Source organism: Streptomyces sp. NPDC001606, assembly GCF_053596835.1.
Genome location: NZ_JBSFHC010000020.1, coordinates 115,123 through 140,671, shown reverse-complemented (window position 1 = coordinate 140,671; position 25,549 = coordinate 115,123). Strand labels below are relative to the sequence as shown.

Sequence of the window (25,549 nt, the reverse complement as noted above, 5' to 3'; positions counted from 1 at the left end):
CCTCCACCGTGAAAGGCCGTAGCCGCGCCGTGTTCGTCGCCTACCGAGACCTGAGGTTCGCCAAGGGCCGCTTCGCCCTCATGGGCACCGTCATCGTGCTGATCACCCTGCTGGTCGGACTGCTGTCCGGACTGACCGCCGGGCTGGGCCGGCAGAACATCTCCGCCGTCACCGGCCTGGCCGTCGACCGGATCGCCTTCGGCGCGCCCGGCGGCGGACAGCAGCTGTCGTACTCCGACTCGACCGTCACCGAACGGCAGTGGCGCAGCTGGGCCCGGACCCCCGGCGTCACCCGCGCCGAACCGCTCGGCATCACCACCACCAAGGCCACCGCCGGGAGCCGCAGCGCCGTCGTGTCCGCCTTCGGGGTCGCACCGGGCTCCCATCTGCCACCCGCAGGCGGCGCCCCCGGGGCCCGTACCGTCGTCCTGTCACGGACCGCCGCCGACGATCTCCGGCTGCACCCCGGGGACACCGTGACCCTGGCCGGGCAGCGGCTCACCGTGGCCGCCGTGCGGGGCGACGCGTCCTTCAGCCACACCCCGGTGATCTGGACCAGCCTCGCCGTCTGGTCGAGAACCGCACCGCCTACCGGCACCCGCAGCGGCCCCACCGCGACCGTGATCGCCCTGAACACCGCACCCGGCGTCGACGTCCGGGCCGCGGACGCCGCCGCGGGTACGAAGACCCTCACCAAGGACGGCTCGCTGGCCGCGATCGGCTCCTACCGCTCCGAGAACGGCTCCCTGCAACTGATGCGCGGCTTCCTGTTCGCCATCTCCGCCCTGGTCATCGGCGCCTTCTTCACCGTCTGGACCATCCAGCGCAGCGCCGACGTCGCCGTCCTCAAGGCGCTCGGCGCCTCCACGGCCACCCTCCTGAAGGACGCGCTCGGCCAGGCCGTCGTCCTGCTCACGGCGGGCACCCTGACCGGCACCGCGCTCGCCACCGGCGTCGGAGCCCTCCTCGCCGGCGGCACCGTGCCGTTCCTGCTCAGCCCCGCGACCCTCCTCCTCCCGGCCGCCGTGATGATCTTCCTGGGCGCGGCCGGAGCTGCCCTGGCCATCCGCCGTATCACCTCCGTCGACCCGCTGACCGCCCTCGGGAGCGCCCGATGAGCCTGCACCTGACCGATGTCACCCTCACCTACCCCGACGGCGACGGCCGCCTGACCGCCCTCGACCGGGTCAGCCTCGACGTGCCCAAGGGCAGCCTCACCGCGGTGGTCGGCCCCTCCGGGTCCGGAAAGTCCAGCCTGCTGGCGGTCGCCGCGACCCTCGTCACCCCCGACGCCGGCACGGTCGCCGTCGACGGCACCCGCACCACCGGCCTGAGCCGCGCCGAACGCGCGGCCCTGCGCCGCCGCTCCATCGGCATCGTCTTCCAGCAGCCCAACCTGCTGCCCGCCCTCACCGCCGTCGAACAGCTCCAGGTCATGGCCCACCTCGACGGCCGCTCCACCTCCGGCGCCCGCCGCCGGGCCATGGAGCTGCTCGACGCGGTCGGCCTCGCCGCCCAGGCCGGACGCCGCCCCCACCAGCTCTCCGGCGGCCAGCGACAGCGCGTCAACATCGCCCGCGCCCTGATGAACGAGCCCACCGTCCTCCTGGTCGACGAGCCCACCAGCGCCCTCGACCACGAACGCGGCGCCGCCGTCATCGACCTGATCACCCGCCTCACCCACGAGCGGGCCACCGCCACGGTGCTCGTCACCCACGACCGCGCCCAGCTGGCCGCCGCCGACCGGATCGTCGAGGTCCGTGACGGCCGGCTCGGCACGCCGGCCCGCACCGGCACCGGCTGAGCGCGTGCGGGGCCGGACGCCGCCCGGGCAGGGCCGAAGGGCCTCTCGCCCCGCCCGACCGGCCCTGCCAGGCTGAAACCAGCCCCAGTGCCGCGGGTGCCGGCAGCTCGGGAAAGGCGGTGGCGACGATGACACTCCCTCTGGTCGTGGGCGTCGACGGCTCGGACTCGAGTCTCCGGGCGCTCGACTGGGCCGCGGACGAGGCACTCCGCCACGGACTGCCGCTCAGGCTCGTCCACGCCTCCCTCTGGGAGCGGTACGAGGGCGCGCTGCCGTCGGTCGACCCGGGGCGCCCCGCCGAGCAGGTGATGGCCGAGCATGTCGTGGCCTCCGCGGCCGAGCGCGCCGAGCGGCGCGCCCCTGGGGTGAAGGTCACCACCGACATCGTGCCGCAGGACGCCGCGACCGCCCTCGTCCACGAGAGCGACCTGGCCGCCCTGCTGGTGACGGGGTCCCGCGGCCGCGGCCAGCTCGCGGCGATGCTGCTCGGCTCGGTCGGGCTCACCGTCGCCGGCCAGGCCCGCTGCCCCGTCGTGGTGGTGCGCGGCGACCGGGCCGGGGTGTGCGGGACACACGGGCGGATCCTGCTCGGCCTCGGGGACGCCGACACCGACGCCGACGCCGTACGGTTCGCCTTCCGCGAGGCCGAGGCACGCGACTGCGCCCTGGACGTCGTGCACGCCTGGCGCAGCCCCGCCCACGGCACCCGCGCCGACGACGGGCAGACGGCGGCGGCCCGGCTCGACGCGCTGCTCGCGGACGCGGTCGCCGCACATCCACGCGTCCGTACGCACCGCCGGCCGCGCGAAGGACCGGCGGGCCGGATCCTGGTGGAGCTGTCGGCCGCCGCCGACCTCGTCATCGTCGGCACCCAACACCGCACCGCCCGCCTCGGCCTCCAGCTGGGCCCCGTGGGCCACACGCTGCTGCACCACGCCCAGTGCCCCGTCGCGACCGTGCCGCGCCAGGCATGAGCACCGCCGAGGCACCACCACCGGAACCGACCGCCGCGCCCGCGTGGATCTGGGAGTACGACGGCTACGACCCCGGGCGGGAGCGCCTCCGGGAGGCGCTGTGCACCCTCGGCAACGGATATGTCGCCACCCGCGGCGCCCTGCCCGAATGCGCCGCCGACGACGTGCACTACCCGGGGACCTACGCCGCCGGCTGCTACGACCGGCTCACCTCGCACATCGCCGGCCGGCTCGTGGAGAACGAGGACCTGGTCAACCTCCCCAACTGGCTCGTGCTCCGGTTCCGGCTCACCGACGGCCCGTGGCTCACCCCCGGGGCGGCGAGCGTGCTGGAGCACCGGCACACCCTGCACCTCGACACCGGCCTGCTGGAGCGCCGTACCCGCTACGACCTCGGCGCGGGACGCGTGCTGGCGCTGCGCCAGCTGCGGCTGGTGCACATGGCCGACCCGCATCTGGCCGCGCTGCGCACCGAGTTCACGGCGGAGAACTTCACCGCGGACCTCGACGTCGAGGCCGCCCTGGACGGCGCTGTCGTCAACCAGGGCGTCCAGCGCTACCGGGACCTCGACGGACACCATCTGACGTCCGTCCACGCCGGCACCGCCCCCTCCCCGGACACCGTGTGGCTGCGCTGCCGTACCCGCCACTCCGACATCCGCGTCGGCATGGCCGCCCGCCTCACCGCCGACGGGCCGCCGCACCGCGGGGCCGAGGGCACCCGCGCCGTCCAGGGCACCCGCCTGGCGCTGAGCCCCGGCCGCACCCACACCGTCGACAAGATCGTCGCGCTGCACACCTCACGCGACCCCGCCATCGGCGACCCGCTGCGCGCCGCCGTCGACCGGGTGCGCAGCGCGCCCCCCTTCGAGGAACTCGTGCGGACCCACGCCATGGCCTGGGGCCAGCTGTGGCGCCGCGCCGATCTCGACGTGCCCGCGGAGCCCGGCCACATCCTGCGGCTGCACCTGTTCCATGTGCTCCAGACCCTCTCCCCGCACACCGCCGAACTCGATGTCGGCGTGCCCGCCCGGGGACTGCACGGCGAGGCCTACCGCGGCCATGTCTTCTGGGACGAACTGTTCGCCCTGCGCTATCTCGACCTGCACTTCCCCGAGGTGTCGCGGGCGCTGCTCGAGTACCGGCACCGGCGGCTGGAGCGGGCCTGCCGGGCGGCGCGGGCCGTCGGGCGGCGCGGCGCCCTGTACCCGTGGCAGAGCGCCGGCGACGGCCGCGAGGAGACCCAGAAACTGCACCTCAACCCCCGCTCCGGGCGCTGGCTGCCGGACCACTCCCACCTCCAGCACCACGTCGGCTCGGCCATCGCCTACAACGTGTGGCACTACTGCGAGGCCAGCGGCGACACCGGCTTCCTGCACACCAAAGGTGCCGAGATGCTGCTCCAGATCGCCCGCTTCTGGGCGGACTCCGCCGACCGCGACGAACACCTCGGCCGCTACCGCATCCGCGGGGTGATGGGCCCCGACGAATACCACGACGCCTACCCGGACGCCCGCACCGCCGGCCTCGACGACAACGCCTACACCACGGTCACGGCGGCCTGGGTGCTCGCCCGGGCGGGCGAGGCGCTGCGCGCGCTCCCGGAGCCGCGACTGCGCGAGCTCGCCGAACGCACCGGGCTGGACGACGGCGAGCTGGAGCAGTGGGAGGAGATCTCCCGCCGGCTGTACGTGCCCTTCCACGACGGGGTCGTCAGTCAGTTCTCCGGGTACGAGGACCTCCTCGAACTCGACTGGGACGGCTACCGCAAGCGGTACGACGACATCCGGCGGCTGGACCGGATCCTGGAGGCGGAGGGCGACAGCGTCAACCGCTACAAGGCGTCCAAGCAGGCCGACGTCCTCATGCTCGGCTACCTGTTCGCGCCGTCCGAACTGCGCGCGCTCTTCGGCCGCCTGGGCTACCGCCTGGACGACGAGACCTGGGCACGGACCGTCGACTACTACCTGGACCGCACGAGCCACGGCTCCACGCTGAGCGGCCTGGTGCACGGCTGGGTGCTGGCCCGGGCTCGGCGCGCCGAGGCCTGGACCTTCTGTCAGGAAGCGCTCCGCGGCGACATCGCCGACCTCCAGGGCGGCACCACGGGGGAGGGCGTCCACCTGGGCGCCATGGCCGGCACGCTCGACCTGGTCCAGCGGGGACTGACCGGACTGGAGACCCGGGACGGCGCCCTGTGGCTGGACCCCGTACCGCTGCCGGAGCTGTCGTCGTACGGCTTCGCCCTGCGCTACCAGGGCCACTGGGGCGTACGGCTGCGCCTGCGGCACCGGGCCATGGAGATCACCGTGCCGCCCTCCGACCGGCAGCCGATCGAAGTACGCCTGGCCGAGCGCGCCGTCTGCGTCCGGCCCGGCGAAACGGTCCGGCTCACGCTGGACCGCTGAGTCCCGCTCGGCAAGTCCGAACGGCGCCCCGTCCGGCCCCTGCCCGCCGGATTCCACGCGCCGGTGCCGATGACCGCCGGGTCGCGGTGGGCTGCGCGGCCGCGCCCGCCGGCGCAGCCGTCACGGGCGGGGTGGGGCCGGCCGAGGACCGCTCCCTCGACCGGTGGCGGCGCACCCGCCGGCGCCGGGAGTGGGAACGCGTGGTAGCCGACCGGACCGCCCGCCACCGCCGCTGACCGCGGCCCGCCGTCACACCCCGGAGCCGCTGCCGTGGCGGGATCGGCCTGCCGCGTGCAGCGTGGAAGCAACGGGGGCCGGTCAGCCGCAGAAGAGGTGGACACATGGACAGCGAGGTCTCCGGACCGCGGATCGTGGTGGGTGTCGACGGGTCGCCGTCCTCGTACGCCGCGCTGCGCTGGGCCGTGCGCTATGCCGGTCTCGCCGGCGGCACCGTGGACGCGGTCACGGCGTGGGAACTGCCGGGGCTGTACGGCTGGTCGGCGCCCGCCGTGGACACAGACGTCGACGAGGAAGAGGCACGGCAGCGCATGCGCACGGAACTGACCGACGTGCTCGGTGCGGAGGCCGCCGGCGCGGTCCGCTCCCTCCTCGCGCACGGCAACCCCGCCGAGGTGCTGCTGCGGGCCGCCGAAGGAGCCGAGGTGCTGGTCGTCGGCAGCCGCGGCCGGAACGGGTTCGCCCGCGCCCTGCTCGGCTCCGTCAGCCAGCATGTCTCGCAGCACGCGCACTGCCCGGTCGTGATCGTGCGTGAGGAGACCGTGCGTCAGGAGAGCGTGACCTGACCCCCGGGACCGGGCTCCTCGGATCAGGGGGTCCGTTGCCGGCCGGAAGGGCCGTCCTGCCCATGCGGTCGCCGCCCCGGCTGTGTGAGCGTGGGAAGCGGGACCGCCCCCGTGGTGCCGCCGGTCCGGCGAAAGGCGGTGAGGACCATGCGTCTGCCCCTGGTGGTGGGTGTCGACGGCTCGGACTCCAGCCTGCTGGCCGTGGACTGGGCGGCCGACGAGGCCGCGCTGCACGGCCTTCCGCTGCGGCTCGTGTACGCCTCCCTGTGGGAGCGGTACGACGACCGGTCCGTGCCGTCGGCGGATCAGCCGGACGACGGCGACGCAGTCGTCGCGCGCGCCGGGGAACGGGCCCGGCGCCGGGCCCCCGCCGTACCCGTCGAAGGCGCGGTGCTCGCCGACGACCCGGTGGACGTGCTGCTGCACGAGGGCCACAACGCCACCGCCCTGGTGACCGGGTGCCGCGGCCGCGGCGGACTCCAAGGCCTGCTCCTCGGCTCCGTCGGACTCGCCGTCGCCGGCCGCGCCACCGGACCCGTGATCGTGGTCCGGGGCAGCGCGGCGGGTGTCGCCGGCACCCGCGGCCGGGTCGTGCTCGGCGTCGGGGAACCCGGCACCAGCGGGACGGCGAGCCGGTTCGCGGTGCGCGAGGCAGCGGCCCGCAAGTGCCCACTCGACGCCGTCCGCGCCTGGCGCCGCCCCGCCCACCAGCCCGCCGCGCACCCGCTGCTCACCGAAAGCACCGGCCTGCCGTACGCGGAGGAGGCCGCCGCGCTGATCGACACGCTGCTCGCGGAGCCCACGGCCGAGCACCCGGAGGTGCGGGTGCACCGGTCTGTCCTCGAGGGACCGGCCCGCCAGGCACTGCTCCAGCGGTCCGCCACCGCCGATCTCCTGGTGGTCGGCGTGTCGCGGCGCCGCGGCGGGGGCGGACTCCAGCTCGGGCGCGTGGCGCACACCGTGCTGCACCACGCCGACTGCCCCGTCGCGGTGGTACCGGACTTCCCGTGACCGGTCGGCTCGGGCTCACCGGCCGGCTCAGGCGCGGCAGCGCAGCATCTCCAGCGGCGGATTGGCGTGGAAGTCCGCCCAGTAGTCGGCGCCGTACCTGCGCACGCCGGCGTCGGACACCTCCAGCGGGACCCAGGTCACCTCCCCGAACCCGGCCGCCCGCAGACACTCCTCGTAGACCTCGCGGCGCGGGAGGGTGGAGACGAACGAGATCGGCGGGTCGAGCAGCGCCGTGACCCGCACCCGGGGTCCGGTCTCGGCCTCCTCGCCGGTCAGCTCGGCGCGGAAGCCGTACGTGGCAGGGGACGGTCCGTCGAAGCGGAAGTCGGGCGTCTGGCCGAGCAGGAAGAACGCGCCGCCCGGCATCAGGCTCTCGTGCGCGGCGCGGCACATCCGCTCCATGGCCGCGGCGTCCTCCGCGTAGTTGAGCAGCTGAACCGCCGTGGCGATGTCGAACTTCCGTTCCAGAGGGGCAAGTCGGGAGACGTCGCCCACCTGATAGCGCACCCCGAGCGGCTCACTCTCCTCGAACCGCCGCGCCGCCGCGACCATTTCCCCGGAGATGTCGATCCCGAGCACCTCCGCCGCGCCGCGCCGCCGGAACTCCCTGCTGTAGAAGCCGGTGCCGGAGGCCAGGTCGAGGACCGACCTGCCCCTCACGTCCCCGACGATGGCCAGAAAACCGGGAACCTCCGCGTACCGCGCCAGCGGCAGCGACTTGAAACCCTCGAACGCCTCACCTATCTCGTCGTACTGCTGCACGCTCACCGTGCCGTCCTCCCCGTCCTCGTCATGGTCTCCGGCTCCGGCACCGCCCCCGCGCCCGGGACCGGCCGTGGCCACTGGCGGGCAGTCTTCCGGCACGCCGGCCGGACGTCGTACTGGCTGAAGGCACAACGATCCGGACGCCGTACCGGCGCGATGTACGAGGGCCGGGGGAGACCGCCTCAGCGGGCCTGCGACGGCACGGCGATGACCGGGCAGCGGGCGTGGTGCAGAACGCCCTGGCTCACCGAGCCCAGCAGCATGCCCGCGAAGCCCCCGTGCCCCCGGGTCCCCACCACCAGACCCAGCGCGTGCGCCGACGCCTGCGTGAGCACCTGCACGGGATGTCCCACGATCAGCTCGTGCCGCAGGTCCACCTCGGGGTAGCGGGCTTGCCGGCCCGCCACCGTCTCCGAGAGCAGCCGGCGGCACTCCTGCTGCGCCGCGTGCTGGTCCAGCACCCCGAGCGGACCCGCCTGCCAGACGTACAGGGCCCGCACCCGGGCGCCCCGCAGGGCCGCTTCCTCGAAGGCGAGGTCGACCGCGGCCGCCGAGTGCGCGCTGCCGTCGACACCGACGACGTAGTGCGCGGGATCCTGGGTGACGTGCTCCGCCTCCGGTACGACGACCACCGGGCACCGCGCGTGCGCCACGAGGGGCAGGGCGATCGACGCCGAACCGAACAGCTCCTCGGCCCGGCCCAGATGCCAGGAACCCAGCACGACGGCCGTGGCGGCACGGCTCTGCTCCCGCAGCACCCACAGGGCGTCGCCCTCGGCGAGCACCGCGTCGACCTCGACCTCCGGACGGCGCGCCGTGATGAAGTCCACGACGTCCTCCAGGACCTGCTTCCCGTCGCGGTGCAGCTCCTCGTTCCAGCCCGCCCAGGACGGCGGCACCGACCGGCCCCGGTCGCCCCTGGTCGGCACGCCCTCGGCGAGCACCGGGCGCAACGGCAGCCGCCGACGAGCCGCCTCGTCCGCCGCCCAGGCGAGCGCCATCCGCCGGGTGGGGTCGGCCTCGACACCGACCACGATGGGTCCGCGGTCACCGGGCGTGGTCATGGTCGCCTCCGCTCGGCGGCTCGTGCGCGTGCGTCAGATGCCGGACAAAGGCGTCGGAGCCGGGGAAGTACAGGGTGACCCGCCCGTCCTCCGCCCAGCGGATGTCGTACGGCGGAGTGCCGTCCCGATGGTGCAGGCCGACGATCTCGCCGTCCCGGCTGATCACACCGGCCGTGGTGCCGCGGACCACGATCTCGTCACCCACCCGGGCGTGCATGGTGCTGCCGGTCGTCGGGGGGTCGTGGCCGGGAGCGGGGCGGTCGCCCCGCTCCGGCGATGCGGTCGCGGTCATCGCCCTCGCCTCCTCGCCGCGGCAAGTGCCGCCGCGATCCCATGCAAGCCTCCGCGCGAGGGCGCTGCCAGGGGCCATTGGTCCCGGGGAGCGGCCCGTCGGCCCTGCGGGGATCCGGCTCTCCAAGTCCGCGCGCACCCGTGCGGTCAGCTCCTCCAGCGCCCGGGACCGCCCGGGGCGGACCGCAGCTTCATCATCGGCCGGCCGTCGTACGCCGCGTCAGATACGGCGCGTCCGCGGCCGTGCCGACGCGGGTGCCGCCGGCGTACACATCGGTCGGGGCGCCTGCGCGCACCAGCCGGTCCACGCCGTACTCGTCGAGCCCGCCGCTCGCGACGATCCGTACGTCGGTCAGCCCGGCGGCCTCCAGCACGGCGCGGGCCCGCCGCGCCGGCGCGTCCAGGTCACCGCTGTCCAGCCGGACCGCACAGCCGGGACCCCGGTGCAGGTCGGCCGGCACCCGGGCCGCGATCCGCACGCCCGCCTCGGTGTCATAGGTGTCCACGAGGAAGGTGACCGGTCCGGGACGGCAGCGCGCGAAGGCCCGGAAGGCCTCCTCCTCGCCGGGAACGTCTCGACGTAGGAGTGCGCCATGGTGCCCGAGGCGGGGATGCCGAGGGCCGTCACTGCGAGAAGTCCACGACCGGTCGTCCGGCGGCGGCCAGCACACAGCGGCCGCCTTCGACGCTGCGGCCAGCGGTACGAGCAGCCGGCCTCCGCCCCCCGCCGGCAGCCAGCCCGCCAGCACCCGCAGATGCCACGCAGATGCCACAGCGGCGTGGCGGTCACCGCCCGCTGGGCCGCCACCCCCGCACCTCCGAAACGCCCCCTCCCGGACCGTGCCGCCTCCGGGAGAGCAGCGCCGCGCCCGGTCCCACCGGGGCCGGTCGGTCCCGGGCAGGGACCTGCGGCCCCTGACGCCGCGGGCACGGCGTCACGACGCTGGAGTCGGATCCCATGCCCCCGGGATCCCACGCTCCGGGAGGTGGACCATGCCCCGAACCGTCACCGTCGGCCTCGACGGCTCTCCCGAGAGCCGTGCCGCCGCGGAATGGGCGGCTCGCGAAGCCGAGCTGCGCGACCTGCCGTTGAAGATCGTCCATGTGTCGGAGCCCGTCACCGAACGTCTGGGCCAGGCGCCGCTGCTCGGCAGCGAGACCCACCAGCACTGGAGCGAGAGCATCCCACGCGACTCCGCGGAGGGCATCCGGCTGCGCCACCCCGGCCTCGAGGTGCTCACCGACCAGCTCACCGGGAACCCGGCCGCGGCCCTCGCCGAGGCGGCCGCCGCGTCCGAGCTGCTCGCCATGGGATCGCGCGGCCTCGGCGGGATCGGCGGCTTCATGGTCGGCTCGGTCAGCATGTCGGTCCTCGCCCACGCGGAACGCCCGGTGGTGCTGGTCCGGGCCGGCGAACAGGCCGCCGACGAGCACAAGAAGGACCCGGCCGGCGTGCCGTCCGCAGCCACCCCCTACCGGCCCGTGGTCCTCGGCCTCGACATCTCCACCCCGCACGAGAGTCTGATCGAGTTCGCCTTCGACGCCGCCGTACGCCGGGGCACCGGGCTGCGCGCCGTGCACGGCTGGGACGAGCCGCCCACCTCCTTCTACCGCTTCTACGGCGACGCCGAGCTGTACGACGAGCTCGAGCGCGGCCAGGCCACGGCCCTGAACGAGCTGCTGCGCCCCTGGCGGCAGAAGTTCCCCGACGTCGAGGTGCTCGAGGCCAGCCGGTGCGGCAGCGCCGCGCAGATACTGGTGCAGGCATGCCACGACGCCTCACTGGTCGTCGTCGGCAGGCGCGTCCGCCCCCGTCCGGTCGGCGCCCACATCGGCCACGTCGCCCACGCGGTGCTGCACCACGTCGTGGCCCCGGTGGCCGTGGTCCCGCACGAGTGACGCCACGTGACACCACAAGGTCAGGAGCCCCACCGGTTCCGGGCCGGCGCCCCCGGGCTGCCCGGCCAGGCCAGGGCGCGGGTGACGTCGGCGACCGTGAGGATGCCGACGAGGCGGCCGCCGTCGAGGACCAGGGCCCGGCGGCCCGGGCTCGACTCCAGGCGGGGCAGCAGGTCGAGCACCGGCTCGTCCGGCGCGGCCGTCACCACCTCGCCCAGCGGATGCATCACCGCACCGACCGTCGTGTACGCACGCTCCTGCGGCGCTGCCGCCTGCGCCCGCCGGACGGTGAGCAGACCGGCGACGGAGCCGTCGGAGGCGAGCACCGGGAACGCCGAGTGCCGGTACGCGCCGAACGCGCCCTCGGCCAGGAAGCCCGCCAGCGTCGCCGTCACCGGGACGGTCACAGGCGACGGGGTCATGACCCGGCTCACCGGAACCCCCTCCAGGGCTCCCCGCATCTCCGCCTGACGGGACTCGGCGGTGGCCGCGGCGACGAGGAACCAGCCGAGCAGCGCCGCCCACAGACCGGACAGGCCGCCCGCGAACAGCACGTCCGCGAAGCCGGCCAGCACCATGAACCAGCCGAGCCCGCGGCCCGCCGCCGACGCCCCGCGGGTGGCCCGCAGCCGGTCACCGGTGCGGTGCCACAGATAGGCCCGCAGCAGCCGCCCGCCGTCGAGCGGAGCGGCGGGAAGCGCGTTGAAGACGGCCAGCAGCACATTGATCGCCGCGAGCCAGGCGACCGCCTCGACCAGCAGCCCGGAGACATGCAGGGCGTCGAGGCCCACGGCCACCCCGGCCAGGACGCCACCGGCGACCAGGCTGGTGAGCGGACCCACCCCGGCGATCCGCAGCTCCGCGGCCGGCGACGGGGCCTCGCCGCGCAGCCGGGCGGCGCCGCCGAGCATCCACAGCGTGATCCCCTCGACCTCGACACCGTTGCGCCGGGCCACCACGGCGTGCGCCAGCTCGTGCGCCAGCAGCGACCCGAGGAAGACGACCGCGGTCAGCACGGCGAGCCCCCAGTACGCGGCGGGGGAGTGGCCCGGGTGGGCGGCGGGCAGCCGGCCGCGCGCCAGCGTGACCGTCACCAGGGCGACGATGACCAGGACACTCCAGTGCAGGCCGACCCGGACACCGGCGATCCGGCCGAGCGGCAGAGTCTCCTCCATGAACCTCGCCTCGCCTTTCCGGCCTGCCCACGGCCGACGGGGCCACAGCACGCCACCCTCAGCCTGCGGCGCCGTACCGGGCCGGACAAAGGCCGTACAGGCCCCTGCCGTGGGCTGTTCGGCCCCTACGGTCCTGGGCCGCGCCCACGGACCGGGGGCCAACGGCACCTTCCGGGGCCATGAGGCCCCGTGACAGGCGGGCCCCGTACGGCGACCGTGAAAGCAGGTGAGGGACACCGGAACCCGCGCCGCCGGCGCCGCCCTCCGGCCACGCGCGCGTGGATCATCCGACCCGGCCGCCCGTACGACAAGGAGGCAGCCATGGACGAGCGCACCGCGCTGCGGAACCCGGACGAGCACCCCGTCGTACGGACCCTGATGGACGCGGCACCGTACTCGGTCGGCGAGAACGAGAGCCTGCTGCTGGCCTGGGAGGTCATGGAACGCTCCCGGCAGTGCCACCTGCCCGTGGTCCGCCAGGACGGCTGCTGCGCCGGGTTGGTGGACCGCGCCGAACTCGCGGTCGCCTGCTCGGCCACCGCGACGGAACTGTCCCGGCGCAGGGTCGGGGATCTGGTCCACGCCCGGCGCACCTGTACCGTCCACCCGGACGACTCGGCCCGGCACGCGGCGGCCGTGATGGCGCAGGAGCATCTCGACGCCCTTCCGGTCACCGACCCGCACGGCCTCCTCGTCGGCCTGCTCACGGCCGGGGACTACGTGGCCTGTGCGGCCGGTCTGTCCCGGCGCACCAGGCCCCTGCCGGGGCAGCCCGCTCGCGCGTACCTGCCCGGGCTGCCGCCCGGCCGGGTGACGCGCGAGCAGGGGATCGTCATCCCGTGACGGGGATCGAGGGGCCCAACGGCCCCGGAACGGTCCCTCCCGGCCCTTCTCCCCGGGCTCCGGCCGCACCACCGTCGCAGGTGGAACCGGCGCCACGCGGGATGACCGGCACCGAGCACCGGGCCCCACCGGCACCGAGGGAGGCCGAGGAAGGAGGATCCATGGACACGGACCCCACCGCTCCCGTCGCCCCCACCGCGTCCGCCGAGGAGCTGGTGATCGACAAGGACGGCATGGCCGCGCTGGTCGACCTGCTGACCGGACGCGGGTTCACGGTGGTCGGACCCACGGTGAGGGACGGCGCGATCGTGCTGGCGGAGCTGGACTCCGCCGACCAGCTGCCCTACGGCTGGGGCGTGGAGCTGGCGGCGGGCCGCTACCGGCTGCGCGAGCGGCCGGACGGCGCCGCCTTCGCCAACGCGGCCGGCCCGCAGGCGTGGAAGCGGTTCCTGCACCCGCCGCGGATCCGGCAGTGGCAGGCCGACACCGCGGACGGCGGGATGGTCGTCACCGCCGACGAGCCCCCGGCCACCCGCTACGCCTTCCTCGGGGTGCGCCCGTGCGACCTGCGGGCCATTGCCGTCCAGGACCGGGTCCTCACCGGTGGCCGCCACCGCGACCCGGACTACACGGCGAGGCGCACCGGCGCGCTGCTGGTGGCCGTCGAGTGCACCGAGCCCGGAGCGACCTGCTTCTGCGTCTCGATGGGCACCGGACCCGCGGCCTCGCCCGGCTACGACCTCGTGCTCACCGAGGTCGTCGACGCCGCCGGCCACCGCTTCTGGCTGCGCGGCGGCAGCGCGGAAGGCGCCGAGATCCTCGCCGAGCTGTCCGCCGGGCACCCGGTGGATCCCGCGACCCGCGACGCCGCCCGCACCGCGGTGGACGCCGCCGCGGCACACATGGGCCGCACCATGCCCGAGGCGGACCTGCGCGAACTGATGGCCGGCACGCTCGACGCGCCGCGCTGGGACGATGTCGCCGCACGCTGCCTGACCTGCGGTAACTGCACGATGGTGTGTCCGACCTGCTTCTGCACCAGCACCGAGGACGTCACCGATCTCACCGGCGACCACGCGGAACGGTGGCGGGTCTGGGACTCCTGCTTCGACCTGAACTTCTCCGAGCTGCACGGCGGACCGGTCCGCGCCTCGGCGCGCAGCCGCTACCGCCAGTGGCTGACCCACAAACTCGGCACCTGGTACGACCAGTTCGGCTCCTCGGGCTGCGTCGGCTGCGGACGCTGCATCGTGTGGTGCCCGGTCGGTATCGACATCACCGAGGAGGCCGCCGCCCTCCACGACTGGACCAGGTCGGGGGAGCCGGAGGAGCGGCCGTGACCGGCTGGGCCTCACCACCACTGCCGTACCGGGTCGCCGCCACCCGGGAGGAGACCGCGGACACCCGGTCGCTGGAGGTGACCCCCGCCGGCCCGCCGCTCGCCCCGTACGCACCCGGGCAGTTCGCGATGATGTACGCGTTCGGGGTCGGGGAGATCCCCGTCTCGGTCAGCGCGCTGCACGGTGGCCACGGCGGGCCGGTGCACACCGTGCGGGCCGTGGGCGCGGTGTCGACCGCCCTGTACCGGCTGCGCCCCGGGGACCCGGTCGGGCTGCGCGGACCGTACGGCACCGGCTGGGATCTCGGCGCGGCGGCCGGCCGGGACGTACTCCTCGTCGCCGGCGGACTGGGGCTGGCGCCGCTGCGGCCCCTGGTGCACACGGTCCTGGACCGGCCCGCCGGATACGGGCGGCTCGCGGTCCTGGTGGGCGCCCGCACACCTGGCGACCTGCTCTACCGGGAGGAGCTGGACCAGTGGCGGGCCGCCGGGGCCACGGTGGCCGTGACCGTGGACCGGCCCGCGCCCGGCTGGTCCGGTGCGGTCGGCGTGGTCACCGCGCTCCTGGACCGGCTCGGCCTCGCCGCCGACCGGGTGTGCGCGTTCGTCTGCGGGCCCGAGGTGATGATGCGGCACACCGCGCGCGACCTGACCGAGCGGGGTGTGCCGCCGTACCGGGTGCAGGTGTCGCTGGAGCGCACCATGCACTGCGGCACCGCGCTGTGCGGCCACTGCCAGCTCGGCCCGCTCCTGCTCTGCCGCGACGGCCCGGTCGTCCCCTACGACAGGCTCGGATCCCTGCTCCTGGTGAGGGAGTTGTGACCATGGACCCCGCCCAGGCCCCGGCCCCCGGTGCGGACACGTCGCCGGACGACGACCGGCGTCCGACGCTGGCCGTGTGGAAGTTCGCCTCCTGCGACGGCTGCCAGCTGACCCTGCTCGACTGCGAGGACGAACTCCTCGACCTGGCCGGCCGGGTCCGGATCGAGCACTTCCTGGAGATGTCCTCCGCCGAGGGCCCCGCCGGGGAACGTGCGCGGGCGGCCGGCCGCGGCCCCTACGACCTGTCCCTGGTCGAGGGCTCCGTCACCACGGCCGAGGACGCCGAACGGATCCGGCACGTCCGGCGCGTGTCCCGGCGCCTGGTGACCATCGGGGCCTGCGCGACCGCCGGCGGCATCCAGGCACTGCGCGACTTCGCGGACGTCGACGCGTTCCGCGCCGCCGTCTACGCCCGCCCGGAGTACATCGCCACGCTCGGCACCTCGACCCCGATCTCGGCCCATGTGCCGGTCGACTTCGAACTGCGCGGCTGCCCCGTCGACCGCCGCCAGCTCCTCGAGGTGATCACCGCCTTCCTGGCCGGACGCCGGCCGGGCATCCCGGACCACAGCGTCTGTTTCGAGTGCAAGCGCCGCGGCACCACCTGCGTGACCGTCGCCCACGGCACCCCCTGCCTCGGTCCCGTCACCCACGCGGGCTGCGGCGCGCTGTGTCCGGCGTACGGCCGCGGCTGCTACGGCTGTTTCGGCCCCAGCACCCAACCCAACCTGCGTGCCATGGTGGGACAACTGCGCCGCGACGGGATGAGCGAGCGGGACGTCGTGCGTGTCTTCCGCACCTTCAACGCTGCCGCACCGGAGTATGCCTCTGTACCCGATCTCCTGGCCGAGGGCCCGGACACCCCCGAGGCCGGGACGGACGCCCAGCACGACGCCTGACGGAAGGCCCGGATGAGCCAGAGCGGAGAACGCGTCCTACGGCTGGACGCACTGGCCCGGGTGGAGGGCGAGGCCGCGCTCCGGCTGCGCCTGCACGAGGGCCGGGTCGCCGAGGCCCAGCTGCGCATCTACGAACCCCCACGGTTCTTCGAGGCCCTGCTGGCCGGCCGGGGGCACACCGAGCCACCGGACATCACCGCCCGCATCTGCGGCATCTGCCCGGTCGCCTACCAGATGACGGCCTGTCAGGCGATCGAGAACGCCTGCGGCATCAGCGTCGACGGCCCGCTCGCCCAGCTGCGCCGCCTGCTCTACTGCGGTGAGTGGATCGAGAGCCACACCCTGCACATCCACCTTCTGCACGCACCCGACTTCCTCGGCCAGCCCGACGCCGTGGGACTCGCCCGCCTCCAGCGCTCCGCCGTGGAGCGCGGGCTGCGGCTGAAGCAGACGGGCAACGCGATCGTCGAACAGCTCGGCGGGCGCCCCGTCCACCCGGTCAACATCCGCGTCGGCGGCTTCCACCGGGTGCCGGCGCCGGGGGAGCTCCACCCGCTCGCCGAACGTCTCCGCCAGGCCCGTGAGGACGCGGTGGAGACCGTCCGCTGGGTCGCCGGCTTCGACTTCCCCGACGCCGACTGCGACCACGACCTGCTCGCCCTGCGCGACCCCGGCCGCTACGCCGTCGACTCCGGAAACCCTGCCGTGATCGCGGCACCGCAGGAGGGCGGGGCCGGGCCTGCGGTGACCGTCCGGGAGTTCCCGGTGTCCGCCTTCGAACAGCACGCCCGCGAAGACCAGGTCCCCCACTCCACCGCCCGCACCGCCGCCCTCGACGGCCGCCGCTACCTCACCGGCCCGCTCGCCCGCTACGCGGTCAGCGGGCGCTGGCTGCATCCGGTGGCGGCCGACGCCGCACGGGAGGCCGGCCTCGGCGATCCGGCGGCCGGCGCGGTGTGCCGCAACCCCTTCCGCAGCATCGCCGTCCGCGCGGTGGAGGTCGTCCATGCCGTGGAGGAGGCGCTTCGGATCATCGAGGCGTACGAACCCCCGCCCCGCCCGTCGGTCGACGTACCACCCCGCGCGGCGACCGGCACGGGCGCCACCGAGGCACCCCGGGGGCTGCTCTACCACCGCTACGCCCTCGCTGCCGACGGCACCCTCACCCAGGCCCGCATCATCGCGCCCACCGCCCAGAACCAGACGGCCATCGAGGACGACGTACGCCGGGCCGTACAGCGGCGTCTCGACCGCGCGGCCGACGCCGGGGACGAGGAGCTCACGGTCCTGTGCGAGCGGGCCGTCCGCAACCACGACCCCTGCATCTCCTGCTCCGCCCACTTCCTGCGGCTGTCGGTGGAGCGCGCATGACCGGCACGGCCGCGCCGACCCTGGTGATCGGAGTCGGCAACCCCCTGCGCCGGGACGACGGGGTGGGCCCGGCGGTGGTGGAGGCGCTGCGCGACCGGGTACCGCACGGCACCGTCCTCGTCGTCAGCGACGGCGAACCGGCCCGGCTGCTGGACCTGTGGCGGGACGCCGGTCTGGTGGTCCTGGTGGAGGCGCTGCGCACCCGGCCCGCCGCACCGGGCCGGCTGCATACCCTGTCGGCCGCCGAGGCCGCGGCCCGGCCCGGCGGTACGGCCAGCACGCACGCCCTCGGCCTCGGGGAGACGCTCGCCCTCGCCGAGGCCCTCGACCGGCTGCCGCCCAGGCTCCTCGTCCATGCCATGGAGGTGGCCGACACCGGGCTGGGCAGGGGCCTGAGCGAACCCGTCCGCGCCGCACTCCCCGAACTCGTCGAGCGCGTCGCCGCATCAGTGAGGCACGCCCGGAATCCCTGACGAGCGCGGCCGAGGCGCGCCAGGCCTGCGGGCCGGCTCATGCGGGGGCCGGAGCGGGGCACTCGTATGCCATGGGGTTCGTCGGGCGCACGGACGCGTACCAGCGCCGCCACCGCTGGGTGGGCTTCCCGCTGGCCGTGGTCTACAAGTTCTACGACGACCAGGGCACCTACCTCGCCGCCCTGCTCGCCTACTACGCCTTCGTCTCCCTCTTCCCGCTGCTGCTCATCCTGGTCTCCGTGCTCGGCACCCTGCTCAGCGGCGACCCCGGGCTGCGCCGCCATGTGTTCGACTCCGCGCTGGCCCAGTTCCCCGTCATCGGCGATGAGCTGGGCCGGAACGTGCACTCCCTGCACGGCAACGGCCTCGCCCTGGCCGTCGGTGTGGTGGGCAGTGTCTACGGCGCCCTGGGCGTGGCCCAGGCCGCGCAGTACGCGCTGAACAAGATCTGGGCCGTGCCCCGGCACGCCCGCCCCGACCCGCTCCGCTCGCGGCTGCGGGGGCTGCTGTTCCTGGTGATCCTCGGGCTCGGGCTGTGCGTGACCACGCTGCTGTCCTGGGCGGTGTCGACGGCGACGGTGTTCGGCACCCGCCCGGCGACCGGCGCCAGGTTCGGCGCCGTCGTCGCGGCGGTGGCGCTGAACACCGGGCTGCTGCTGCTCAGCCAACGGGTCCTGACCGAGCGCGAGCTGCCCCTGCGCCGGCTGGCCTGGGCGTCCTGCGGCGGCGCCTGCGCCTGGCAGGTGCTCCAGTGGGGCGGCTCGTACTACGTCAGCCATGTCCTCAAGGGAGCCACGGCGACGTACGGCATGTTCGGCATCGTCCTCGGCCTGCTGGCGTGGCTGTACCTGGGGGCGCTGATCTTCCTGATCACGGTGCAGGTGGGTGCGGTGCGGGTGCTGCGACTGTGGCCGCGCAGTCTGCTGACCCCGTTCACCGACCGGGTGCGGCTCAGCCCGGCCGACCGCCGCGCCTACCGGTCGTACGCGACCACCGAGGCCTTCAAGGGCTTCGAGAAGATCCAGGTCCGCTTCGGCCCGCCCCCGGAGCCCCCGCCCGGCGAGACGCGGAGGCCCTAGCCGGGACCTACGGTGATCAGTAGCCGACCCGGAACGTCGCGTCCTGCCGGTCGGTGGCCGAGGCGACCGGGTCGATCCGCAGCACATAGTCCGAGTGGCGGATGTAGCGGGTGGGGAAGTTGTGCGACCGGAACGACGACCAGGTCGCGTCCGCGAGGCCCGCTTCGCGGTGGAAGGTGGCGTCCGCCGCGAACGTGGACGTGCCGTCGTTGACGTCCAGCCGGAGCTGGTAGTCGTAGTGGCGCAGATAGCGGGTCGGGAAGTTGACCGACTGGAAGGAGACCCCCGAGCTGTCGGCGAGGCCCGGCACGAGCTTCCACAGGGAGTCGGTGTACGGGTCGAAGGGGTACTCGTCGATGCGGCCGGTGTAGTCGGCGTGGCGGACGTAGCGGGACGGGTGGTTGTAGGACTTGAGCCGGTTCCAGGCGGGGGAGCCCCACGCGGCCACGAGGTTGTCGTACTCGCCGGTGCTGATCGGTGTGATGCCGCAGTGCTTGGAGTTCACCGGCTGGGTGTAGGTCTTCTGGTCGAGCGGGGTCCAGGTGCCCGAGGACAGGTCGCTGCTCTGCCAGGCGTAGAACACCCCGTTGGGCGTGTAGGTGTCCCCGTACAGGTACCAGCTCCCGGACGTCTGGGACCTCACCAGGGTGGGTGCCTCGGTGCCGCCGTGCGCGACACCTGTGCTGAATTCGGTGAAGCTGCCCGGGTCGAGGCTCGTGGAGCGGGCTCCGACCAGCGTCTGGTTCTTCTTGAAGTACAGGTAGTTGACGCCGTTCACCCCGACGGCCATGTCACCGTCGATCACGTCGTAGCCGGGGTCGAAGAAGACCTGGGGCGCCGAGGCGGTGACGAAGTCGGTGGTGTAGTTCACCATGATCACGTTGTGGCCGCTGCTGTTCACCGCGGAGTAGATGAGCGCGTACCGGCCCCGGCTCGCGTCCCAGAACGCCTCGGGCGCCCAGGCGTGGGTGTTCATGTCGTGCACCTTCAGCCGGTGGTAGCCGGTGAAGGTACTCAGGTCGGGCGAGTTCCACACGTGCACGTACTGGCTGACATAGCTCCAGTCGGTGCCCTTGAGGTCGGTGGCGAGGACGACGAAGGTGCCGTCCTGCTTGCGAAGGATGAACGGATCGCGCAGACCGAGCGCCCCCTCGGTGGGGGTGACGACTGGCTTGTTCTGGTTCAGCGGCATCCAGTTCAGGGCGTCGGTGCTGACGGCCAGGTGCAGCCCGTAGTCCGTGCCGGTGCCGTTCGGCGACTCGGTGAAGTAGGCCATCGCGTAGGCGGATCCGGCGGCGTGCGCGGTTCCGGCACCCAGGCTCAGCGCGCCGCTCATGGCGAGCGGGGTTGCGGCGGCCAGGCCGAGGAAGGAGCGGCGCGAGGGGAGGGGACGGTGGGCCATACGCACTCCAGGTGACGATATATCGAACAAGGTTCGGTTAACCGGTCAGACCGTAAGACGTGACCATGTCCGCGTCAATCACTTGGAGCGGGTCTGTTGGCCGCGGAGGCCGCCCTGTCAACGGCGGAGAAGCGGGCCTTATCGCGACCGTCGGCGCGCTACGCCCGCGCCGCCAGTCGGCGTACGCCGCGTTCCGGCCGCCACGTGGCCACGAGCGCCGCCGCCAGCAGGAGTTCGGCGATGTCACCGCCGTAGTACATGATCTCCGCGCCGCCCTGTACCTCGGGGATGGGGGCCCGGATGTCGACCCAGAACCCGCCGTACATCAACTGCGCCACGACCGCGTGCACGGCGATGGCGCAGCCCAGACAGACCAGCCTGGCCCGCACCCCGGGACGGGCCGGAGCGGGGTCCGGGCCCGCGATGACATGGGCGAACAGGCAGCCCGACAGCAGGAAGTGCGCGTGCAGCAGCCAGTGACCGGCCGGATGGGCCATCGCCGTGTTGTACAGCGGTGTGCAGTACAGGACCGCGAGGCTGCCCGTGGACAGCGGCAGGGCGACGGCCGGATGGGCGAGCAGCCGCGCCGGACGGCTGTGCAGCGCCCCGGTGACCAGCCGTGCGCGGGACGCGGGCAGGGCGCGCAGCAGAAGGGTCACCGGGGCGCCCAGCACCAGGGCGAGCGGGGCGTACATGCCGATCAGCAGGTGCTGGGCCATGTGGCCGCGGAAGTCGCGGTGGGCCACTCCGGCGAGGGGCGGCAGCAGCGCCAGGGCCAGCAGGGCAAGCCCGGCGAGGAAACTGACGGTGCGCCAGCGGTGCCACCCGCGCCCGGGGTTCCGGCGCCGCGCCCGGGACGCCAGGCGCAGATAGCCGCCCGCGCACACCAGCAGGGCGAGCGACGGCAGCAGGAACTCCAGCGGACCGGTGCCGTCCATGTGCCCGGGGTGCGGGCCGTCGTGGTGCATCAGGCGGACCGCCCCGCCCGCCCCGAGTCGACGGGCTGCGGCTCGAAGGGCCGCGCGCCGCGCCGCAGGAGCAGACCGCCGGCGACCAGCAGCGCGCCGAGGGCCAGGAAGCCGAGGTCCCACCAGAGCTGGTGCGGACCGCCGTGGACATGGTGGATGCCCAGGATCTGGTGGTCCAGCAGGCCCTCGACGAGGTTGAACAGACCCCAGCCGGCCAGGATCCACCCCCACAGCACCCGCGAGCCCCACACCCGGCGCCGGCCCGTCGTCACGCGCGCGTACAGCACCCCCAGGCCGGTCAGCACCGCCAGCCAGCACACCACATGGAAGATGCCGTCCCACAGGGTGTTCATCTCCAGCCCGGACACGGTGTGCGGGTCGTAGTAGCGCACGCCGATCCGGTCGTGGTTGGTGCTGCTGAGCATGTGATGCCACTGGAGGAGCTGGTGCAGCAGGATGCCGTCGAGAAACCCGCCCAGCCCCACCCCCAGCACGATGCCGGGCAGTTGGAGACTCGGCGGCCCGGCGGTGGCCCCGGTTCCGTCCATGGTGGCGGCCATGGCGTTCCTTCCCCTCGGCATCGGCTGTCCCTCAAGGAGCTATCAGTTCCCCAGCCCCGATGCCCCCACCACAGTCGGCCATTCGCCGGACCGCAGGGCCCGCCCGGTGGAATTCGGCCAGGGCGGCAACCCGGCGCCCCGGGTCGTCGGCGAGGGCCACCGAGATGGGTGAAGGCTGTAAGAAGTTCGGTCAACAAGGTTGACTCGGCCACCCGGTGGCCGCACATTACCTATCGGTAAAACCCAGCGGTAATCCCGCGCCCCGTCCGTCCCGGCCGTCGTCCGGCGTGCGTCCCCACCCACGCCACGGCAGCCGGCACCCCCACCTGCTCGAGCCGCCGCATTCTCGCGAACCAGTGCGCCTGCGGGCACCGCCATGCCCGCACGCCCCGGTGACTCCCCGTCCCGAGAAGAGAGAGCACATGCCCATGCCCGCACTGCGCCGTGTCCTCGCCGCGACCTCCGCCGTCGTCGGAGCCCTCGCCCTCAGCCTCACCGCCGGCCCCGCCCACGCCACGGAGCCCCTGAACTACGTCGCACTCGGCGACAGTTACAGCGCCGCCTCCGGCGTCCTGCCCGTCGACCTCGGCCATCTGGTCTGCCTGCGTTCCACGGCGAACTACCCGCACGTCATCGCCGCCCGCACCGGCGCCCACCTCACCGACGTCACCTGTGGCGCTGCCCAGACCAAGGACTTCACCGCCTCGCAGTACCCCGGGGTCGCCCCGCAGGCCGACGCCGTCACCGCGGACACCGACCTGGTGACCATGACCATCGGCGGCAACGACAACAACACCTTCATCGGCGCCATCCTGGCCTGCGGCAGCCTTGGCGTCCTCAGCGGCGGCACCGGCAGCCCCTGCAAGGACACCTACGGCACCTCCTTCGACGACGCCATCGACGCCAAGACCTACCCCGCGCTCAAGAACGCCCTGCGCACCGTCGAGGCCAAGGCGCCGGACGCCCGGGTGGCGATCCTCGGCTACCCGTGGATCACGCCGGCCACCGCCGACCCGTCCTGTTACGCGAAACTGCCGGTCGCCTCCGGAGACGTGCCGTACCTGCACGCCCTCCAGGCCCACCTCAACGCCGTCGTCCAGCGCGCCGCGCAGGAGACCGGCGCCACCTTCGTGGACTTCTCCCAGGCCTCCGCGGGCCACGACGCGTGCCAGGCCGTCGGCACCCGGTGGATCGAACCGCTCCTCTTCGGCCAGAACATCGTCCCCGTCCACCCCAACGCCCTCGGCGAGCAGGGCATGGCCGAGCGCACGGCGGACGTCCTGGCCCTCGACTGACCCGGCACACCCGCGGGGGCCGGACGGCGCACCCAGACGGCGGCGGCGGTACGGCCGACGCCGTCCGCTCCCGGCCCCGGCCCGAACGGAAGGAGCCGGGGCCCACGGGTGGTCCGGCTGAAGGAACCCGCACTCAGGGTGATCCGCCGCGCAACCCGTCGTCACCAGTTACGGCCTCGCACCGGCCCCCGCCGGCGGGGCGCCGGTGGCCGCGGCGAGGTAGAGGGAGCGCGCGGCCTCGCCGAAGTAGGCACTGTAGGAGACCTGGGGCGTGTCGCCGCCAGTGTGCAGTCCGCCGATCGCCCCGATCACCGCCCAGCCGCCGGGCCACGGCACGAGCATCGGGCCGCCGCTGGTCCCGCCGACGAACCCGTCGCAGGCGATCCGCGGGAACACCCCCGGCTCGGCCGGGTCGTCACTGACCCACCTGGTGGTCCGGCTCCAGCACTCCAGCGGCCTCTCGGCGCCCGCCGGGTAGCCGATCATCCGCACCGGCACATGGCGGTAACCCGTCCCGGTGAGCAACTGCACAGCACCGACCGCGTCCTGCACCAGGGTTCCGTCCTGGTTGGGCTCGGTGACCGCGAAGGCCAGGTCGTACGCGGCGCCCGCGTGCTCGCCCAGGTCGTAGTACTCCTGCGGGACATAGACCCCGCCGGTGCGCACCGGGAAGATGCCGAAGGGCTTGAGGCCGTCGTGGTACTGCGGGACGAAGGCGAGGCGGCGGCGCGGGGCCGTACCGGAGTAGCCCTTCAGGCAGTGCCCCGCGCTGAGGACCAGGTCGTGGCCGGGGCTGCGGACGACGGAGCCGCTGCACGTACGGCCGGTCCCGGTGGCGTCCGTCCAGAAGAAGGTGCCGGCCTGCGGGATCCCCTCGAAGCTCCGGCTCGGCGGGATGTACTCGCCCGGCTGGGGCCCGTCCACGGCGGGCGCGGCGGCGGAGACCTCCGTGTCGGTGCCTTTCAGCATGTCGGCGGGCAGGGCGGCGGCCATGCGGTCGGGGGTCCAGTACGCGTCGAGGCGTACGGCGTCCGGGTCGGGGTCGGCCGGAGCACCGCCGGAGGTCGCCGCCAGGGCGGGTCCGGCACAGGCCAGAAGAGCTGCCGCGCACACGGCGGCGTACCGCAGGACGCTGGTTCCGGGCACCATCAGTTCCCCTCACCGCAGACACACAGGACGCTCACCATAGGCCCGCCGCCGCTCCGGCGGCAGTGCGCGCCACGGCTTTCGGCCTCGCGGCGGCGGGCTGGGCCGCGCAGGGGATTCTGGAAGATCTCTTACCGCTGCCTGCACGGTTGCGCTCCGTCCGGTGCGTACGGTTGCCCTGAGGGGCGGTCAGGCGCCCCTGAACGGCTGCGATGAGGTGTGGAGGAGCGGATGACGACCAGTCGCCGCGCAGTGCTGGCTGCGATGACGGGCAGCGTGCTCGCCGGCTGTGCGGGGCCCTCCGGGCCGCACGGCGACGGGGCCGCCGCTCCCTCCGCCGCGTCGCCCACGTCCGGCACCCGTGCCCCGCACGCCCCGGCCGCCGCCCCCTCGGCACCGGCCCCCGCCGCCCTTCCCGCCGTCACCCGTACGGAGATCGTGGCCCGGTACCGGCACCGCACACCGCACTCCTGGGGCTTCGACGCTCCCGGAGTGGTGCACTCCCTGCCGGGCGCGCGCCGCGAGATCGCGCTGACCTTCGACGCCTGCGGCGGCCCGGGCGGCGGCGACTACGACCAGGATCTGATCGACTTCCTGCGCGAGCGGCGCATCCCGGCGACGCTGTTCCTCAACTCCCGCTGGATCGACGAGAACCCGGCCGTCTTCCACCGGCTGGCGGCCGAGCCGCAGTTCGAGATCGCCAACCACGGCACGCGGCACCGCCCGCTGTCCGTCTCCGGCCGTTCCGCCTACGGCATCCCCGGGACCGCAAACGTCGGCGAGGTGTACGACGAGATCGCCGGCAACCGGGCCAAGCTCACCCGGCTGCTGGGCGCGCCCCCGCGCTTCTTCCGGTCGGGCACCGCCTACTGCGACGACGTCGCCGCACGGGTCGTCGGCGATCTGGGTGAACGTTTCGCCAGCTTCTCCGTCAACGGCGACGGCGGCGCCACCTTCACCGCCGAGCAGGTCCACTCCACGGTCGCCGCCGCGCCGGCCGGTTCGATCGTGCTGTGCCACATGAACCACCCCGAAGGCGGTACCGCCCAGGGCATCGCGACCGCCGTGCCGCACCTGCTGTCCCGCGGCCACACCTTCGTCCGCCTCTCGGACGCCCTGCCGGTCCGGCGGCGGTGAGCGGCCAACCGCTCCCCGCCC

The 25,549-nt window shown here is 74.2% G+C and carries 24 protein-coding genes and 1 pseudogene; 16 read left to right on the top strand and 9 right to left on the bottom strand.

Annotated elements, in window-relative coordinates; translation table 11 throughout:
* Positions 1-29 precede the first annotated feature (29 nt).
* The 6 genes from ACWCV9_RS30335 to ACWCV9_RS30310 all read left to right on the top strand — a co-directional run bounded on the left by ACWCV9_RS30335 (position 30) and on the right by ACWCV9_RS30310 (position 7,000).
* Positions 30-1,118 carry an ABC transporter permease gene (locus tag ACWCV9_RS30335; RefSeq protein ID WP_450791399.1) on the top strand — a complete coding sequence of 363 codons (1,089 nt, stop codon included), beginning with the start codon at positions 30-32 and terminating at the stop codon, positions 1,116-1,118.
* Positions 1,115-1,804, top strand: coding sequence for an ABC transporter ATP-binding protein (locus ACWCV9_RS30330; protein WP_450791320.1), 690 nt, complete (start codon positions 1,115-1,117; stop codon positions 1,802-1,804). Before ACWCV9_RS30335 ends, ACWCV9_RS30330 begins: the two co-directional genes overlap by 4 nt.
* A 128-nt stretch (positions 1,805-1,932) precedes the next feature.
* Positions 1,933-2,778, top strand: a complete 846-nt coding sequence (locus tag ACWCV9_RS30325) for a universal stress protein (protein WP_450791318.1) — start codon at positions 1,933-1,935, stop codon at positions 2,776-2,778.
* Positions 2,775-5,186, top strand: a complete 2,412-nt coding sequence (locus ACWCV9_RS30320) for a glycoside hydrolase family 65 protein (protein ID WP_450791317.1) — start codon at positions 2,775-2,777, stop codon at positions 5,184-5,186. The genes ACWCV9_RS30325 and ACWCV9_RS30320 overlap by 4 nt, the downstream gene beginning before the upstream one ends.
* A 341-nt stretch (positions 5,187-5,527) precedes the next feature.
* The gene (locus tag ACWCV9_RS30315) at positions 5,528-5,989 is read left to right on the top strand and encodes a universal stress protein (RefSeq protein WP_450791315.1); all 462 of its coding nucleotides are present in this window, start codon (positions 5,528-5,530) and stop codon (positions 5,987-5,989) included.
* A 147-nt stretch (positions 5,990-6,136) separates the two neighbouring features.
* Complete coding sequence (locus tag ACWCV9_RS30310) at positions 6,137-7,000, top strand: universal stress protein (protein WP_450791313.1); 864 nt, start codon at positions 6,137-6,139, stop codon at positions 6,998-7,000.
* A 27-nt stretch (positions 7,001-7,027) separates the two neighbouring features.
* Here the strand turns inward: ACWCV9_RS30310 and ACWCV9_RS30305 are convergent, their stop codons facing one another.
* From ACWCV9_RS30305 to ACWCV9_RS30290, 4 genes and pseudogenes are all read right to left on the bottom strand, one after another.
* A complete protein-coding gene (locus ACWCV9_RS30305; RefSeq protein ID WP_450791311.1) occupies positions 7,028-7,768 on the bottom strand; it encodes a class I SAM-dependent methyltransferase in 741 nt (246 codons plus the stop codon).
* A 179-nt stretch (positions 7,769-7,947) separates the two neighbouring features.
* A complete protein-coding gene (locus ACWCV9_RS30300) occupies positions 7,948-8,829 on the bottom strand; it encodes a universal stress protein (RefSeq protein ID WP_450791309.1) in 882 nt (293 codons plus the stop codon).
* Positions 8,813-9,121, bottom strand: coding sequence for a DUF1918 domain-containing protein (locus tag ACWCV9_RS30295; protein WP_450791307.1), 309 nt, complete (start codon positions 9,119-9,121; stop codon positions 8,813-8,815). Before ACWCV9_RS30295 ends, ACWCV9_RS30300 begins: the two co-directional genes overlap by 17 nt.
* Before the next feature lie 158 nt (positions 9,122-9,279).
* A pseudogene (locus ACWCV9_RS30290) lies at positions 9,280-9,804 on the bottom strand (nicotinate phosphoribosyltransferase); the annotation flags it as partial.
* 309 nt (positions 9,805-10,113) lie between these two features.
* Between ACWCV9_RS30290 and ACWCV9_RS30285 the strand changes: the two are divergent.
* Positions 10,114-11,019, top strand: a complete 906-nt coding sequence (locus ACWCV9_RS30285; protein ID WP_450791305.1) for a universal stress protein — start codon at positions 10,114-10,116, stop codon at positions 11,017-11,019.
* Between the two features lie 20 nt (positions 11,020-11,039).
* Here ACWCV9_RS30285 and ACWCV9_RS30280 read toward each other — a convergent pair whose 3' ends face one another.
* On the bottom strand, positions 11,040-12,194 hold the full coding sequence (locus tag ACWCV9_RS30280) for a site-2 protease family protein (protein WP_450791303.1): 1,155 nt from the start codon (positions 12,192-12,194) through the stop codon (positions 11,040-11,042).
* 321 nt (positions 12,195-12,515) lie between these two features.
* Between ACWCV9_RS30280 and ACWCV9_RS30275 the strand changes: the two genes are divergently transcribed.
* The 7 genes from ACWCV9_RS30275 to ACWCV9_RS30245 all read left to right on the top strand — a co-directional run bounded on the left by ACWCV9_RS30275 (position 12,516) and on the right by ACWCV9_RS30245 (position 19,020).
* Complete coding sequence (locus ACWCV9_RS30275; RefSeq protein WP_450791301.1) at positions 12,516-13,037, top strand: CBS domain-containing protein; 522 nt, start codon at positions 12,516-12,518, stop codon at positions 13,035-13,037.
* Positions 13,038-13,198: 161 nt separating this feature from the next.
* On the top strand, positions 13,199-14,377 hold the full coding sequence (locus tag ACWCV9_RS30270) for a 4Fe-4S dicluster domain-containing protein (RefSeq protein ID WP_450791299.1): 1,179 nt from the start codon (positions 13,199-13,201) through the stop codon (positions 14,375-14,377).
* Positions 14,374-15,198 carry an FAD/NAD(P)-binding protein gene (locus ACWCV9_RS30265; RefSeq protein ID WP_450791297.1) on the top strand — a complete coding sequence of 275 codons (825 nt, stop codon included), beginning with the start codon at positions 14,374-14,376 and terminating at the stop codon, positions 15,196-15,198. The genes ACWCV9_RS30270 and ACWCV9_RS30265 overlap by 4 nt, the downstream gene beginning before the upstream one ends.
* A gap of 2 nt (positions 15,199-15,200) precedes the next feature.
* A complete protein-coding gene (locus tag ACWCV9_RS30260) occupies positions 15,201-16,097 on the top strand; it encodes an NADH-quinone oxidoreductase subunit B family protein (RefSeq protein ID WP_450791295.1) in 897 nt (298 codons plus the stop codon).
* 12 nt (positions 16,098-16,109) lie between these two features.
* Positions 16,110-17,468, top strand: coding sequence for a Ni/Fe hydrogenase subunit alpha (locus tag ACWCV9_RS30255; RefSeq protein ID WP_450791293.1), 1,359 nt, complete (start codon positions 16,110-16,112; stop codon positions 17,466-17,468).
* Positions 17,465-17,941, top strand: a complete 477-nt coding sequence (locus tag ACWCV9_RS30250; protein ID WP_450791291.1) for a hydrogenase maturation protease — start codon at positions 17,465-17,467, stop codon at positions 17,939-17,941. The genes ACWCV9_RS30255 and ACWCV9_RS30250 overlap by 4 nt, the downstream gene beginning before the upstream one ends.
* 71 nt (positions 17,942-18,012) lie before the next feature.
* Positions 18,013-19,020 carry a YihY/virulence factor BrkB family protein gene (locus ACWCV9_RS30245; RefSeq protein WP_450791289.1) on the top strand — a complete coding sequence of 336 codons (1,008 nt, stop codon included), beginning with the start codon at positions 18,013-18,015 and terminating at the stop codon, positions 19,018-19,020.
* A gap of 16 nt (positions 19,021-19,036) precedes the next feature.
* On the opposite strand, the gene ACWCV9_RS30240 is transcribed toward ACWCV9_RS30245, so the two are convergent.
* The 3 genes from ACWCV9_RS30240 to ACWCV9_RS30230 form a co-directional block, all read right to left on the bottom strand.
* Positions 19,037-20,422 (bottom strand): glycoside hydrolase family 43 protein, encoded by a 1,386-nt coding sequence (locus ACWCV9_RS30240; RefSeq protein WP_450791287.1) that lies wholly within the window; start codon positions 20,420-20,422, stop codon positions 19,037-19,039.
* A gap of 158 nt (positions 20,423-20,580) precedes the next feature.
* On the bottom strand, positions 20,581-21,390 hold the full coding sequence (locus tag ACWCV9_RS30235; RefSeq protein WP_450791285.1) for a cytochrome c oxidase assembly protein: 810 nt from the start codon (positions 21,388-21,390) through the stop codon (positions 20,581-20,583).
* Entirely contained in the window at positions 21,390-21,950 is a 561-nt protein-coding gene (locus ACWCV9_RS30230; protein WP_450791283.1) for a DUF2243 domain-containing protein, read from the bottom strand. Before ACWCV9_RS30230 ends, ACWCV9_RS30235 begins: the two co-directional genes overlap by 1 nt.
* 422 nt (positions 21,951-22,372) lie before the next feature.
* Here ACWCV9_RS30230 and ACWCV9_RS30225 point away from each other — a divergent pair, with 422 nt between their 5' ends.
* On the top strand, positions 22,373-23,245 hold the full coding sequence (locus tag ACWCV9_RS30225) for an SGNH/GDSL hydrolase family protein (RefSeq protein WP_450791282.1): 873 nt from the start codon (positions 22,373-22,375) through the stop codon (positions 23,243-23,245).
* 168 nt (positions 23,246-23,413) lie between these two features.
* On the opposite strand, the gene ACWCV9_RS30220 is transcribed toward ACWCV9_RS30225, so the two are convergent.
* The gene (locus ACWCV9_RS30220; RefSeq protein WP_450791280.1) at positions 23,414-24,394 is read right to left on the bottom strand and encodes a trypsin-like serine peptidase; all 981 of its coding nucleotides are present in this window, start codon (positions 24,392-24,394) and stop codon (positions 23,414-23,416) included.
* Positions 24,395-24,622: 228 nt separating this feature from the next.
* Here ACWCV9_RS30220 and ACWCV9_RS30215 point away from each other — a divergent pair, with 228 nt between their 5' ends.
* Positions 24,623-25,528, top strand: a complete 906-nt coding sequence (locus ACWCV9_RS30215; protein ID WP_450791279.1) for a polysaccharide deacetylase family protein — start codon at positions 24,623-24,625, stop codon at positions 25,526-25,528.
* Positions 25,529-25,549 lie beyond the last annotated feature (21 nt).